This window comes from Actinoplanes sp. NPDC049118 (assembly GCF_040648555.1).
In the GTDB taxonomy this organism is placed as follows: Bacteria; Actinomycetota; Actinomycetes; order Mycobacteriales; family Micromonosporaceae; genus Actinoplanes.
Map to the genome: position 1 here is coordinate 66,961 of NZ_JBEZDY010000003.1, position 14,542 is coordinate 81,502.

The window sequence follows — 14,542 nt, forward strand, 5'->3', positions numbered from 1 at the left end:
TGTCGGTCCCACCCGATAGCCTCGAAGCGTGGGTACAGCGCTGGTAATCGAGAACGACCCGTCCGATGATCTCCGCAGGCTGGGCGACTGGTTCGCCGAGGCGGGTCTGGAGCTGACCGTGCTGCGCCCGCATGCGGGCGATCCGCTGCCGGAGACGCTCGACGATCACCTGGCCCTGATCGTGCTCGGCGGCGACCAGAGCGCTTACCCGAGCGCCGCCGGCGAGCCGGGTGCGCCCTGGTTCGCCGCGCTCGAGGGGCTCCTGCGCAAGGCGGTGCGTCACCACGTGCCGACGCTCGGCGTCTGCCTCGGCGCGCAGTTGCTGGCGTCGGCGCACGGCGGTCTCGTGGAGCGCAGCACCTCGGGGCCGGAGATCGGCCCGGGCCTGGTCGCGCGCCGGGACGCGGCCGACTCCGACCCCCTGTTCAAGTGGGTGCCGCTGCTGCCCGACGTGGTGCAGTGGCACAGCGACGAGATCACCGAGCTGCCGATCGGTGCGGTGCTGCTCGCCGCCTCGTCGCGCTATCCGCACCAGGCGTTCCGGCTCGGTGACCGGGCCTGGGGCCTGCAGTTCCACATCGAGTGCGACGCCGCCATGATCGCCGGTTGGGCCCGCTCGGACGGCGCGCTCCTCGACGAGCTGGGCTACGACGGCGAGATGGTCGTGGCGGCCACCGCCGACGTGCTCGCCGACGTCGAGGAGGTGTGGCAGCCGTTCGCGGCCCGGTTCGCGGCGCTCGCCCTCGGCACGCTGCCCGACGCCGACATCCCGGATCCCGGCACCATCCGCACCCTTCCGCTGCTGGGGCAGTAGGTGACCAGGCCCAGCCGGCTGGCCCGGTACGGCTTCGCCGACAACGGCACCCGCGCGGCCGACCTGCTCGGCCCGGGCGGGCTGCGGCTGTGGGACGCCGAGGCGCAGGGGCCGGTCGGCACCGACGCCGGCGAGCTCATCCACGCGCTGTCCCTCGCCGCCGACCCCAACCTGGCCCTGCGCCAGCTGCACCGGTTGATCGACGCGGTCGCCCGCGCCGAGAGCCGCGCCGGCGGCGGCCCGGTGACCGGCCCCGGCGAGGAGATCGCCGAGAGCCCGGCGGCCGACGCGGTCCTGCACTCGCTCTACAGCGACCCCGGCCTGCGCCGCCGGCTGATCGCGGTGCTCGGCGCGTCGTCGGCGCTCGGCGACCACCTCGTGGCGAACCCCGACGAGTGGCGGGTGCTCGCCACCGGAAAGACCGGCCTGCCGCCGAACGCCGAGGGCCACCTCGAGTTCGGCGAGTCCATGGGCTCGGGGCCGCCGGACGTCCCGGCGCTGCGGACGGCGTACCGGATCTCCCTGCTGCGGATCGTGGCCGCCGACCTGACGGGCGGCCGCGGCCTGGAGCCGACCATGGCCGCGCTCTCCCGGCTGGCCGACGAGACCCTGGCGGCGGCCTACGCGATCGCCGTCGCCGGCCTGCCGCCCGGCACGCCCGAGCCGCGGCTCGCGGTCGTCGCGATGGGCAAATGCGGCGGCTACGAGCTGAACTACGTGTCCGACGTGGACGTCATCTTCGTGGCCGCCGGCGACGAGGACCTCAGCGCCGGCACCACCGTCGCCGCCCGGCTGATCGAGGTGTGCGGCCACGTCGCCTGGCCGGTCGACGCGGCACTGCGCCCGGAGGGCAACCGCGGCCCGCTGGTCCGCACGCTCGCCAGCCACCAGGCCTACTACCGCCGCTGGGCGCGCACCTGGGAGTTCCAGGCGCTGCTCAAGGCCCGGCCGGCCGCCGGCGACCTGGCCCTCGCGGCCGAGTGGATCGACGATCTGGCCCCCCTGGTGTGGCACGCGGCCGAGCGGCCCGAGGCGGTCGCGGACGTCCGCGACATGCGCCGGAAGATCATCGACAACGTCCCGGCCCGCGAGGTGGAACGCGAGATCAAGCGCGGCCCCGGCGGGCTGCGCGACATCGAGTTCGCGGTGCAGCTGCTGCAGCTCGTGCACGGCCGGATCGACGAGACGCTGCGCGAGCCCGGCACGCTCCCCGCGCTGCGCGCCCTGGTCGCGGGCGGCTACGTGGGGCGTGACGACGGCGAGACGCTGCTGCGGGGGTACCGATTCCTGCGCGGTGTCGAGCACCGCCTGCAGATGCAGAATCTCCGGCGCACCCACACCGTGCCGGACGACCCGAAGGCGCTGCGCTGGCTCGCCGCGGCGCTCGGCTACCGGGCGCTGCCCGGCCGCGACGCGGTCGAGGCGTTCCGCTCCGACTGGGTCGGCCACGCCGCGCACGTGCGGCGCCTGCACGCCAAGCTGCTGTACCGGCCGCTGCTCGAGGCGGTGGCGCGGGTGCCGGCGGAGGCCCTGCGGATGACGACCGAGTCGGCCGGCCGCCGGCTCGAGATCCTCGGCTTCGCCGACCCGGCCGGGGCCCTGCGTCATCTGCAGGCACTCACCGGCGGGGTCAGCCGCACGGCGGCCATCCAGCGCACGCTGTTGCCGATGCTGCTGCAGGAGTTCGCGGACGCGCCCGAGCCGGACCGCGGCCTGCTCAACTACCGGCACGTCTCGGACAAGCTGGGCAGCACCCCCTGGTATCTGCGGCTGCTGCGCGACGGCGGCCCGGTCGCCCGCCGGCTCGCCCGCGTGCTCAGCCTCTCCCGGTACGCGACGGACCTGCTCACCCGCGACCCGGAGGCGCTGCGGCTGCTCGCCGACGACGCCGAGCTGCAGCCGCGGCCGCGCGAGGTGCTGCGCGACGGCTTCATCGCGGCCGCCGACCGCTATCTGCGCGACGGCGTTACCGATCCGGCCCAGGCCATCGCCGCGGTCCGCGCGGTGCGCCGCCGCGAGCTGTTCCGGCTCGCCTGCGCCGACATCCTCAGCCGGGCCGGTGACCTCGCCCCGGCGCAGCCGCTCGACGTGCACGCCGCCGGCGTCGCGCTCTCCGACGTCACCGACGCGACGCTGGGCGCGGCGCTGCACACCGCCCGGCGGGTGCGCCCCGGCCCCGAGGGTCTGCGCTTCGCGGTGATCGGCATGGGCCGCCTCGGCGGATACGAGATGAGCTACCCGTCCGACGCCGACGTGCTGTTCGTCTACTCACCCCCGGAGGGCATGTCCGACGGCGAGGCCAGCTCCTCGGCGCACGCGATCGCCGAGGAGCTGCGCCGCACGCTCAGCGCGCCGGCCCCCGACCCGCCGCTCGGCGTCGACGCCGATCTGCGCCCCGAGGGCCGGCAGGGCCCGCTGGTCCGCAGCCTCAACGCGTACGCGCAGTATTACGCGCGCTGGTCGAAGGTCTGGGAGTCGCAGGCGTTGCTGCGGGCCCGCTTCGTCTGCGGCGACGAGGAGCTGGGCCGCGAGTTCGAGGCCCTCGCCGACGGGATGCGCTACCCGAGCGGTGGCCTCACCCGCGAGCAGGTCGTCGAGATCCGTCGGATCAAGGCCCGGGTGGAGACCGAGCGGCTGCCGCGCGGCGCCGACCCGAACACGCACACCAAGCTGGGCCGCGGCGGCCTGGCCGACGTCGAGTGGGCGGTGCAGCTGCTGCAGCTGCGCCACGGATACGCCCTGCCCGCCCTGCGGATGACCTGCACCCTCGAGGCGCTGACCGCGGAGCTGCAGGCCAAGCTGGTCGACAAGGTCGACGCGGCGGCGATGACGGCGGGCTGGACCCTGGCGGCCCAGGTGCGCAACGCGCTGACCCTGGTGCGCGGCCGCCCGACCGACCAGCTGCCGCGGCACGGCGTCGAGCTGGCCGGTGTCGTGCAACTGCTCGGCGGCGGCGACCCGGGCGAGTTCGTCGACCGGTACCTGCGGATCACCCGGCGGTCGCGCGCCGCGATGGAGCGGGTGCTGGATGCTTGATGCCGCTCGCCGGCCGATCCTGGCTGCGGCGGTGTTCGCCGTGCTGCTGCGCGTGCCGTTCATGTTCACCGGGCTGTCGACCGACGAGGGCGGCTATGCGTACGTGGCGCAGCAGTGGTCGCGGGGCGCCCGGCTCTACGACACCGCCTGGCTGGACCGGCCGCAGGGCCTGCTGCTGACGTACCGGGCGCTGCTGGCGATCGACGACTCGGGCTGGACGGTCCGGCTCGGCATGGTCCTGGCCGGGGCGATCATCACGGTGGCGCTCGGCGCGATCGGCTGGCTGCTGGCGGGCCGGGCGGTGGGCAACGCGGCGGCGTGGATCTATGCGGTGGTGGGCATCGCCCCGCACCTCGAGGGCATCACGTTCAACGGCGAGCTGCTGGCGGCGGTGCCGTCGACGGTGGCGATCGCGCTCGCCGTCCGCTGGTGGCGCCGGGACGCCTCGCTGTGGTGGCTGGCCGGGGCGGGGCTGCTGGCCGGGGTCGCGCTGACGATGAAGCAGTCGGGCATCGACGGCATCGTCGTCGGCGTGGTCGTCGTGCTGCTCGCCCGGCGCGGTGCAGGCCTGCGCGCCGCGGGCGGGGTGTTCGCCGCCGGTGTCGCGGTGCCGTTGGCGGCCTCCGCGCTGCACGGGATCTCCGTCGGCTGGTCGTACTACTGGACCGCGCTTGTCGGCTATCAGCTGTCCGCGCTGGGCGGCTCGGGGTCGAACACCGGGACCCGCCTGGCCGACCTCGGCCGGCACGCCGGCGACATCGCGCTCGACCTGACGGTGATCGTCATCGTCTCGTTCTTCGGCTGGCGGACGTTCGACCGGGGCGGCCGGTGGCTGCTCGGCGCCTGGCTGCTCGCCGGCTTCGCCGGCATCAATCTCGGCGGCTCCTACTGGCCGCACTACTTCGTCCAGCCGCTGCCCGCCCTGGTGCTGCTGGCGGCGGCCGCGGTCGTCGCGGTCCCCTCGGTCCGGTGGCGGCGGGTGCTGGCCGCGGTGGTCGTGCTGCCGACGCTGCTGTGGCTGGCCGCACTGGCGCTCATGTCGCCGGCCCGGCGGGCTGACACCGTCCCGTACGATGCGCTGGCCGCCCGCGACGACCGGATAGCGGCCGTGATCAGGGCCTCCACGACGCCGGACGACCGGATCTACGTGCTGGAGTCCGAGGCGTACCTGTACTTCGCGGCACAACGCCAGTCACCGTATCCATATCTTTGGGGCAAACCGATCGACAAGATCCCGGACGCGCTGCCGCGCCTGCGCGCGATGCTCAACTCGCCGCAGCGCCCGGCCCTCGTCGTCCTCGACACGCCGCCCGCCGCGGTCGACCCCAGCGGCGGGATCGCGACCGACCTGGCCGCGCACTACCACCTCGACACGGTCGTCGAGGGCGTGACGATCCTGAGGGCCAACTGATGGCCGCGCTGGTGCACGCCGGGCGCCAGACGGTCGAGGGGTGGCTGTCCCGGCCGGCGGTGCTGCGCTGGCTGGGCCTGTTCGGCGCGGCCTGCTGCGCCCTGGACGGCGTGCTGTTCGGCGCACCCACCTGGATCCGCCGCGGCGTGTCCGTGATGAGCATCCTGCGCGGCCCGAACGGCCCGCTGATCATGCTGCTCTGGATCGTGGGGCTGACGGCGCTGTGCACCGCGTGGTGGTGGGGCCGCAAGCTCGTCGCCGATGGCCTGCTGAGCCGCCGGTGGATCGTCGTCACCGGCCTGCTCTGGGTGCTGCCGATGCTCCTGATCCCGCCGCTGGCCAGCCGCGACATGTACGCGTACGCCTGCCAGGGCGCCCTCTTCGACGCCGGCTTCAACCCGTCCGTCGTCGGGATCTCCGCGCAGCCCTGCCCCTGGCTCGACTCGGTCTCCCTGGTGTGGCGGGACACGCCGACGCCGTACGGGCCGCTCTGGATCATGCTCACCGGCCTGGCCGCCGCCCTCGGGTCGCAGGCCGTCGCGCTCGCGGTCTTCCGGGTCTACGCGGTGCTCGCGGTGCTCGCGCTGGCCGCCGTCGTGCCGGTGCTGGCCGGCCGGCGGGGTGCGCCCGCGGACCGGGCGCTGTGGCTCGTGCTGTGCTGCCCGATCGTCGCCGTGCACGTCGTCGGCGGCGGGCACAACGACGCGCTGACAATGGCGCTGCTGCTCGCCGGGCTCGCGCTGATCGCCGGCCGGGCCCGCCCGATCGCCCTGCTGGTCGCGGGCGGTGCCGTCGTCGGTGCCGCGATCGCGGTCAAGACGACCGTCGGGGTGGTGCTGCCGTTCGCGGCGCTGCTCGCCGCCGGTGGGCTGCATCCCGGTCGCGAGGGGTGGCTGCGCTTGCTGCGGCGCGGCGGCGCGGTGGTCGGCGGGGCGCTCGCCGCGCTGCTGGTGCTCTCGGCCGTCTCCGGGCTCGGCCTGGGCTGGGCCACCGCGCTCTCCGGTGCCGGTGAGTCCCGCAGCTGGACCTCGCCGTCGACGGCCGTCGGCATCGCGATCAACGCGGTCGCGAAGTGGTTCGGCCTGCAGCTCGACGCGGTGCCCGCGACCCGGTCGATCGCGCTGATCCTGATGCTGATCGCGCTCGTCGTCGTCTGGTGGCGCTTCCGGCGCGGCGATCCGCTGCACGGCGCCGCCCTGGCCTGCCTCGTCGTCATCTTCTGCGCGCCGATCACCCAGCCCTGGTACCTGTTCTGGGCGCTGGCGCTGTTCGCCGTCACCACGGTCCGCTTCCGGTGGCTGGAGATCGCCGTCGTCGCCGGGATGTTCCTGATCCTGCCCAACGGCGACGGCGCCTGGAAGCCGCTGCAGGTGCCGTTCGCGTTCCTGATGACCGGGCTCGTCGTGTGGGTCGGCCGGCGTGCGGTCAAGTGGCTGCGCGAGCCCGCTCCGGTCGAGGCGACCGTCACTTGACGCCCGCCGTCATCCGGTGGGGCGGCTTCGCGGGCAGCGTCGCGACCGCGGCCGGCGCGTACCTCGGCGGCTCCGGGTTCGTGCGGGTGCCCAGCGTCAACCCGCTCACGCTGCTCAGCGGGCAGCGTGGCGTCCTGCTGCCGATCTGCTGGGTGCTCGGCACGGTGTTGCTGACCGGTGCCTGGTGGTGGGGCCGGCACGTGGTGCCCTCGACCCGGTGGGCGCTGGTCACCGCCGCGCTGTGGCTGCTGCCGGTGCTGCCGTTCCTGCCGCTGGGCAGCGCGGACGCCTACTCGTACGCCTGCCAGGGTTACGTGCAGCACGCCGGCGGAGACCCGTACGCGATGGGGGTGCAGGAGTTCGGCTGCCCCTGGCTGGATTCCGTGGCGACCTCGTGGCGGGACTCGCCGGCGCCGTACGGCCCGCTGTTCCTGATCCTGGCGGGCTGGGCCGTCGGGCTCGCCGGCGAATCCCTCGCCGGTGTCATCGCCGGGCTGCGCGTCATCGCGCTGGCCGGGCTGGTGCTGACCGCGGTGGCGCTGCCGGTGCTGGCGAGGCGGGCGGGCAGGGACCCGGCGAGGGCGCTCTGGCTGGTGCTGGCCTGCCCGCTGGTGCTGGTACACCTGGTGTCCGGCGCGCACAACGACGCGCTGATGATCGGGCTCATCGTCTCCGGCCTCGCCCTGGCGGCGAGCGCGGGGCGGCCCGCCTCCGCGCGGTCGTCCCCGGCGGCCGTGCTGCTGGTCGCCGGCGGTCTGGTGCTCGGCCTCGCGGTCGCCGTCAAGGCGACGGCCGTCGTGGTGCTGCCCTTCGCGGTCCTCGCCGCCGCGGCACCCGGTCGCCCCTCGCCGGTGCCGCTGCGGGCCCTGTGGCGCCCGGCGGTCGCCATCGCCGGCGGCGCGCTCCTCGCCACGGCGGCGCTGTCGCTCGTCTCGGGTCGCGGCTTCGGTTGGGTGGCCGGCCTCGCGCGCAGCGGCGACAGCGTGACCTGGGGCTCGCCGTCCACCGCGGTCGGGCTGTCCGTCGACTTCGTCGCGCGGCTCCTCGGCGGCGAGGCCGACGCCGTGCCGGTGACCCGCGCCCTCGGGATCGTGCTGCTCGCGGTGTTCCTGGTGATGCTCTGGTGGCGGGCCCGATCGGGCGGCGCGCTGCCCGGGGCCGGCCTCGCGCTGGCAGCGACGGTGCTCTGCGCCCCCGTCTTCCACCCCTGGTACGCCACCTGGCCGCTCGCGGTCCTGGCCGCCACCGGCACCCGGCTGGACGGTGCGCCAAGCGACGACCGATGGCTGCTCGGCCTCTGCGCGTTCGCCGCCACCCTCACCCTGCCGGCGGGCTACAACTGGGCGCTGTACACCCGCATCCCCGGCGCGCTCGTCGTCACCGCCGCGCTGATCGCGCTCGCCGTCGTGCGGGTGCGCCGGCGCCGGGATCGTAAGGTGTTCGCGTGACCCGCCGGGCCTCGATCCTCGCCGCCCTCGCGGCGCTCACCGCCGCGGTCCTCACGTGGGCCTGCCTCCACCACGGCTTCTTCGACTCGAAGGTGTACTCCGGGGCCGTCCGGTACTGGTTCCGCGAGCACGGCATGGTCTACGACTGGCTACAGCCCGGCACCCCGTACGGATTCACCTATCCGCCCTTCGCCGGGATCGTCATGTCCCCGATGGCGTACCTGCCGTACCCGCTCATCCTCGTGATCGCCAGCCTCGCCACGGTCGCCACCACCGCGCTGGTGACCTGGTGGCTCGTCGAGGGAATGGTGCGCCGGGCGGGCTGGACGCCGTGGTTCGCCGGTGGCGTCGCCGTGGCCCTCGCGCTCTGCTTCGAGCCGATCCGCGAGACGTTCAGCTTCGGGCAGGTCAACACCCTGCTGCTCGCCCTGGTCGTCGGCGACGTGCTCTTCGGAGTGGCGCGCGGGCGCAGGTGGGCCGGCATCGGCATCGGCCTGGCCACCGCGATCAAGCTGACCCCGGCCGTGTTCATCCTCTACCTGCTCGTCACCCGGCAGTGGCGGGCGGCGGCCACGGCCATCGGTACGGCCGCGACCGCGACGCTGGTGGCGGCCGGCCTGTTCCCGGAGGCGTCCCGCGAGTTCTGGACCGCCGCGCTGTGGGACACCAACCGGGTCGGCAACCTCGAGTACCTCTCCAACCAGTCGCTGCGCGGGATGCTCGCGCGGCTACCGGTGGACACCGTCGAGTCGCGGCTCTGGATCGTCTGCGTGCTGGTCGCGCTCGGCTTCTGGGTCGCCCGGGCGCGTGCCGCCGCCCGGCTCGGCGACCACCTGGGCGGGCTCGCCCTCACCGGCGTCATGGGCTGCCTGATCAGCCCGGTCTCCTGGGTACACCACTGGGTCTGGCTGCTTCCGGCGATCGTCCGCTGCGTCGACGCCGGCCTGTCGTCCGATACCGACCGCAGGCCGCTGTGGCTGGGCGGTGCGGCGTATGTGGTGCTGTCCTCGCGGCTCACCTGGCTGTGGGAGAACGGGCCCCGGCCGCCGCTCGGCGTCGTCGGGAGCAATCTGTACGTCCTGTTCGGCATCGCGCTGCTGATCTGGATGCCGCTCGGCGTGCCGACGGGTACACCCAGGATCAGGCGCGCGGTCGTAGCCCGGTCGCCGCGAGCGCCGTGGCCGGGGTGACCGCGCCACCCGAGCGGTACGCCTCCTCGTAGCCGGCCTCGCCGAGTGCGGCACGGGCCGCGCTCTGTATCCGGTCGGTGTCCGGCACCGACCGGTCCACCGAGCCGCGCACCGCGTCGGCGGCACCCAGCAGCATCGCCGCCCGCACCGGTTCACCGTCGCGCAGCGCGTAGTCGGCGATCCCGACCAGGACATGCCCGATCACCGGCGAGTCCATCGACTCGACGGCGAGCTCGACCGCGCTCAGGTGCAGGGCGTGCGCCGCGGCCAGATCGCCGGCCGCCCCCTCGACCAGTGCCTGCGCCGAACGGGTCAGCGCCCGGAACTGCGGCGCGTGCCCGGACGTGTCGATCAACTCGGCGGCCCGGGCGAGCCGCGCCCGCGCCTCGTCGAGCGAACCCTCCTCGCGGGCGATCGTCGCGTAGCCGTACTCGACCCAGGCCAGGACCTCCGCCAGGCCGATGTCCGTCGCCGTTTCGCGGGCCTGCTTGAGCATCCGGTGCGCCTCGGAGCGGTCGCCGGCCAGCCACAGCTGGTGTGCCAGCTTCATCTCGAGCTGCGGCAGGTCCTCGCGGATGCCGACCTCGCGGACCAGCGTGATCGCCTCCCGTTGCCAGTTCACCGCGTCCCGGAAGTCGCCGCGGGACGCCGCCATGTCGCCGAGCGCGCTGAGCGAGAAGCCGATGCCCCAGCGCTCCCCGGTGGCCCGGAACCCGTCGAGCGCCTCGCGCAACTCGGCCCGGGCGAGGTCCGGGCTCTGCCCGAAGTTGAGCCGCACGTGCGCCACGATCAGTTTGGCGATCGCCCGCAGCCACGGGTCCGGGTCGTCGAAGAGCGGCTCGATCTCGGCGAGGCCCGGCGGATGCCCGGCCGACTGGAACAGGGTCGCCAGCGGGCGCAGCAGCCGCAGCACCGGATGCGCGGAGTCCGGGCCCGCGCCCTCGCGTTCGGCCGCCTGGAACCACTCCTGGACCTCGTCGATCTGCGCCGCGCCCTCGAGCCCGTTCAGCGCCGCGGAGGCGTACGTCAGCGCGCGATCCTCGGCGTCCGCGTCGCCGGTCATGGCCACCACGTCGCGGGCCAGCGCGCAGCCCTCGGCGCGATGCCCGCGCAGCCACCAGTACCAGCCCAGCCGGGCGGTCAGCGCCGTCGCGGTGCGCGCGTCGCCGGCGTCGATCGCCGCGCGTACGGCCGCGTGCAGGTTGTCGTGCTCGGCGCCGACGCGGCGCAGCCAGGTGAGCTGGTCGGCCCGGCGCAGCTCGGGCTCGGCGGTGCCGGCCAGCTCCAGCAGGTAGCGGGCGTGCGCGACGCGCATCCGCTCGGTCTCGTCCGCCTCGGCGAGCCGCTCCAGGCCGTACTCCCGGATGGTCTCCAGCATCCGGTAGCGGTCGCCCGCGAGGACCAGCAGGGACTTGTCGACCAGCGCGCCGAGCAGGTCGAGGTCTGCGCCGCAGACCTGCTCGACCGCGGTCACGTCGGCGCCGCCGTGGAACACGGAGAACCGCCGCCACAGCGCCCGCTCGTCGTCGCCGAGCAGATCCCAGCTCCAGTCGACGACCGCCCGCAGCGTCTGATGCCGGGGGAGCGCGGTGCGGCTGCCGTTGGTGAGCAGCTGGAACCGGTCGGCGAGCCGGTCGGCCAGCACCTCGACGGGCAGCGTCCGCAGTCGGGCCGCGGCGAGCTCGATGGCGAGCGGCATCCCGTCCAGGGCGCGGCAGATCCGGACCACCGGGCCGGTGGTGTGCGGATCCAGCCGGAACCCCGGCCGCGCGGCCACCGCCCGGTCCAGCAGCAGCCGTACGGCGGGGTAGCCGGCGGCGTGCGACTCCGACGGCGCGACGGCGAGCGGTTCGACGGGCCAGAGCTGCTCGCCGGGAATGCCGAGCGGCTCCCGGCTGGTCGCCAGCAGCCGCAGGCCGGGCGCGGCCCTCAGCAGCGCGTCGGCTACAGACGCCGCGGCGTCGATGAGATGCTCGCAGTTGTCGAGGATGAGCAGGAGGTCCTTGCCGGCGAGCGCCTCGGTCAGCCGGGTCAGCGGCTCCACCGACTCGCTGACCACCGTGCCGAGCCCCGGCCGGGCGACAAGCACCTGGCTGCGGAGGTTCAGCGCGGTCAGTACCGTCTGCGGCACCTCGGCGGGGTCGGTGAGCGGCGCGAGCTCGACCTGCCAGACGCCGTCCGGGTGGCTGTCGGCCAGCGCCTGCCCCGCCTCCACCGACAGCCGGGTCTTGCCGCTGCCGCCCGGCCCGGTCAGGGTCACGAGCCGGTGCGCGGCGATCAGCCCACGGACCGCCCGCAGGTCGTCCTCGCGGCCGATGAAGCTGCTCACCTCCGCGGGCAGGTTGCCCCGGTACCGGCGGTGGCGCCCGCGCAGCGTCTCCACGTGCAGCGCCGACAGCTCGGGCGACGGGTCGGCGCCCAGGGTGTCGGCCAGCTCGGCGCGAATCCCCTCGAAGACGGTCAGCGCGCGCCCGGGATGCCCGGCCGCGACCAGGGCCCGCATGAGCAGGCCGGCCAGCGGCTCGTGCAGCGGATGCGCCGCGACGAGGGCCTCCAGCTCCGGTACCAGGTCGGCGCCGCCGCCGGCCCGCAGCCGCGCCTCGATCCGGTCCTGCCGGGCGGCCAGCCGCAGCTCGTCGAGGCGTACCGCGTCGGCCCGTGCCACGTCGGGGAACTCCGTCGGCCCGCGCCACAGCGCCAGCGCCTCCTCGCACCGGCCCTCCGCGACCAGCCGGGCGAAGCGGTGCGCGTCCACCCGGTCGCGGTCCAGGTCGAGCCGGTATCCGGAGGGCGTCGCCGCTACCGCGAGGCCCGGCGCGGCGCGGCGCAGCCGGGACACCAGCGCCTGCAGCGCGTTTCCCGCGGCGGCCGGCTGATCATCACCCCAGACCCCGTCGGCCAGCCGGCCGGTGGAGACGGCGCTGCCCGCGTCGAGGGCGAGCAGGACCAGGAGGGTACGCAGACGCGCGCCCGCGACCGGCACCGCCTCACCGGTGTCGGCCCGCAGCTCGACTGGGCCGAGTACCGCGATGTCCACAGGTCGATTCTGCTCCCTCCGCGCCGCGGCAGGCCGCACTACCTGCCGCGGGGCGGCAGGCTGACGACTATCGATCCGGCGGCGCGGTCGTGCAGGCCACGGCGGTTGTCGTCCATGATGACTGCCGGCACCAGCAGGGCCAGCAGCACGCCGCGCACCAGCCCCATGAGCACGCCGATGGCGCCGCCGTCGGCCGCCGACACGCAGCGGAGCCGGGCCAGCGCCATGCCCGGCGTCTGTCCGAACGGGCCGATGAACAGGGCGTTGAAGAGGATCAGCAGGACCACGGGCGGCCAGGCGATGACCCGCGGGTCGGCGTAGAAACTGGCGATCACCAGGCACAGGGCCCAGTCGATCAGCAGCGCGGCGAACCGGCGGCCTAAGTGGGCCGGTCCCAGCTTGGTCAGGTCGAGGGCCGCCGCCCGCTCGGGCGGGGTCGGTGTGCCGTTCGCGGGTGTCGCCACGGGAAGCGAGAGTAACGGCGTCCCGCTGAGACGACGCTGTGGGGGCGTTTCGGCGCGAAAAGTTCGACATGTGGCGGTAGGGTCCGGATGTCGCGGGGCTCCGTAACACGCCGGTAACAATAGGGATACGCCAGGGCAACCGCGGACCCATAGCGTCGCGACCAGCCTAGCCACGAGGCGGCTCACGCCGCCCCGGTTCGAAAAATCTGTGCCAGGAGGACGTGTGTTCGCCAATCCCGAGGAACTCCTGCGATACCTCAAGGACGAGGACGTCAAGTTCGTCGACGTACGGTTCTGCGACCTGCCCGGTGTGATGCAGCACTTCAACATGCCGGTGGAGTCGTTCGACGACAGCGTGGTAACCGACGGTCTCGCCTTCGACGGATCCTCGATCCGCGGGTTCCAGGCCATCCACGAGTCCGACATGATGCTGCTGCCGGACGTCACGACCGCCTTCGTCGATCCCTTCCGGATCCAGAAGACGCTCGCCCTGAACTTCTTCATCCACGACCCGTTCACGCGCGAGGCCTACTCCCGTGACCCGCGCAACGTGGCCAAGAAGGCCGAGACCTACCTCGCGTCCAGCGGCATCGCCGACACTGCGTACTTCGGCGCCGAGGCCGAGTTCTACATCTTCGACTCGATCCGCCACGAGACCTCCGCACACCAGGCGTTCTACTACATCGACTCGATCGAGGGCGCCTGGAACACCGGCAAGGAGGAGGAGGGCGGCAACCGCGGCTACAAGACCGCGTACAAGGGCGGCTACTTCCCCGTCTCCCCGGTCGACCACTACTCCGACCTGCGCGACTCGATGGTGCGCCGCCTGATCGACGTCGGCTTCACCGTGGAGCGTTCGCACCACGAGGTCGGCACCGCGGGCCAGGCCGAGATCAACTACAAGTTCTCGACGCTGCTGCACGCCGGCGACCAGATGCAGATGTTCAAGTACATCATCAAGAACACCGCCTGGGAGCACGGCAAGACCGCGACGTTCATGCCGAAGCCGCTCTTCGGTGACAACGGCTCCGGCATGCACACCCACCAGAGCCTCTGGCTCGGCGGCGAGCCGCTGTTCTACGACGAGACCGGCTACGCCGGCCTGTCGGACACGGCCCGCTGGTACATCGGCGGCCTGCTGCACCACGCGCCGTCGCTGCTCGCGTTCACCAACCCGACCGTCAACTCGTACCGGCGCCTGGTGCCCGGCTACGAGGCGCCGGTCAACCTGGTCTACTCGCAGCGCAACCGCTCCGCCTGCACCCGCATCCCGGTGACGGGCAGCAACCCGAAGGCGAAGCGCGTCGAGTTCCGCGTGCCGGACCCGTCGAGCAACCCGTACCTGTCCTTCTCGGCCCAGATGATGGCCGGCCTGGACGGAATCAAGAACAAGATCGAGCCCCCGGCCCCGATCGACAAGGACCTCTACGACCTGCCCCCGGAGGAGTGGGGCAACGTCAAGCAGGTCCCGGGCTCCCTGGACGCGGTCCTCGAGTCGCTCGAGAACGACCACGAGTTCCTGACCGCCGGCGGCGTCTTCACCGACGACCTGATCTCGACGTGGATCGACTACAAGCGCACCCACGAAATCGACCCGGTCCGGCTCCGCCCGACCCCGCACGAGTTCGAGATGTACTACAACGTCTGACCCGTTTCAGCTCGCTGACCTG

General features: G+C 73.8%; 9 protein-coding genes. 7 read left to right on the forward strand and 2 right to left on the reverse strand.

Annotated elements, in window-relative coordinates:
* The first annotated feature begins 28 nt into the window (after positions 1-28).
* The 6 genes from AB0B58_RS05095 to AB0B58_RS05120 are packed head-to-tail and all read left to right on the forward strand — an operon-like array spanning position 29 to position 9,371.
* A complete protein-coding gene (locus tag AB0B58_RS05095; RefSeq protein ID WP_360217743.1) occupies positions 29-814 on the forward strand; it encodes a type 1 glutamine amidotransferase in 786 nt (261 codons plus the stop codon).
* Complete coding sequence (locus tag AB0B58_RS05100) at positions 815-3,850, forward strand: bifunctional [glutamine synthetase] adenylyltransferase/[glutamine synthetase]-adenylyl-L-tyrosine phosphorylase (protein WP_360217746.1); 3,036 nt, start codon at positions 815-817, stop codon at positions 3,848-3,850. It abuts the gene before it with no gap.
* A complete protein-coding gene (locus AB0B58_RS05105) occupies positions 3,843-5,261 on the forward strand; it encodes a hypothetical protein (RefSeq protein WP_360217749.1) in 1,419 nt (472 codons plus the stop codon). The genes AB0B58_RS05100 and AB0B58_RS05105 overlap by 8 nt, the downstream gene beginning before the upstream one ends.
* Positions 5,261-6,733 (forward strand): polyprenol phosphomannose-dependent alpha 1,6 mannosyltransferase MptB, encoded by a 1,473-nt coding sequence (gene mptB, locus AB0B58_RS05110; protein ID WP_360217752.1) that lies wholly within the window; start codon positions 5,261-5,263, stop codon positions 6,731-6,733. The genes AB0B58_RS05105 and mptB (AB0B58_RS05110) overlap by 1 nt, the downstream gene beginning before the upstream one ends.
* Positions 6,730-8,181, forward strand: coding sequence for a polyprenol phosphomannose-dependent alpha 1,6 mannosyltransferase MptB (gene mptB / locus AB0B58_RS05115; RefSeq protein WP_360217755.1), 1,452 nt, complete (start codon positions 6,730-6,732; stop codon positions 8,179-8,181). Before mptB (AB0B58_RS05110) ends, mptB (AB0B58_RS05115) begins: the two co-directional genes overlap by 4 nt.
* Positions 8,178-9,371: a glycosyltransferase 87 family protein gene (locus AB0B58_RS05120; RefSeq protein WP_360217758.1), complete on the forward strand. Its 1,194-nt coding sequence runs from the start codon at positions 8,178-8,180 to the stop codon at positions 9,369-9,371. Before mptB (AB0B58_RS05115) ends, AB0B58_RS05120 begins: the two co-directional genes overlap by 4 nt.
* Here AB0B58_RS05120 and AB0B58_RS05125 read toward each other — a convergent pair.
* Both AB0B58_RS05125 and AB0B58_RS05130 read right to left on the reverse strand, forming a co-directional pair.
* Positions 9,322-12,408: a BTAD domain-containing putative transcriptional regulator gene (locus tag AB0B58_RS05125; RefSeq protein WP_360217761.1), complete on the reverse strand. Its 3,087-nt coding sequence runs from the start codon at positions 12,406-12,408 to the stop codon at positions 9,322-9,324. The genes AB0B58_RS05120 and AB0B58_RS05125 overlap by 50 nt on opposite strands.
* Before the next feature lie 38 nt (positions 12,409-12,446).
* Positions 12,447-12,815 carry an RDD family protein gene (locus AB0B58_RS05130; protein ID WP_360218696.1) on the reverse strand — a complete coding sequence of 123 codons (369 nt, stop codon included), beginning with the start codon at positions 12,813-12,815 and terminating at the stop codon, positions 12,447-12,449.
* A gap of 280 nt (positions 12,816-13,095) precedes the next feature.
* Here AB0B58_RS05130 and glnA point away from each other — a divergent pair, with 280 nt between their 5' ends.
* Positions 13,096-14,520, forward strand: a complete 1,425-nt coding sequence (gene glnA, locus AB0B58_RS05135; protein WP_360217764.1) for a type I glutamate--ammonia ligase — start codon at positions 13,096-13,098, stop codon at positions 14,518-14,520.
* The last annotated feature ends 22 nt before the right edge of the window (positions 14,521-14,542 follow it).

Coding starts and splice junctions, on each gene's coding strand:
- mptB (WP_360217752.1), top strand. CDS start 5,261: ATGGCCGCGCTGGTGCACGCCGGGCGCCAGACGGTCGAGGGGTGGCTG.
- AB0B58_RS05105 (WP_360217749.1), top strand. CDS start 3,843: ATGCTTGATGCCGCTCGCCGGCCGATCCTGGCTGCGGCGGTGTTCGCC.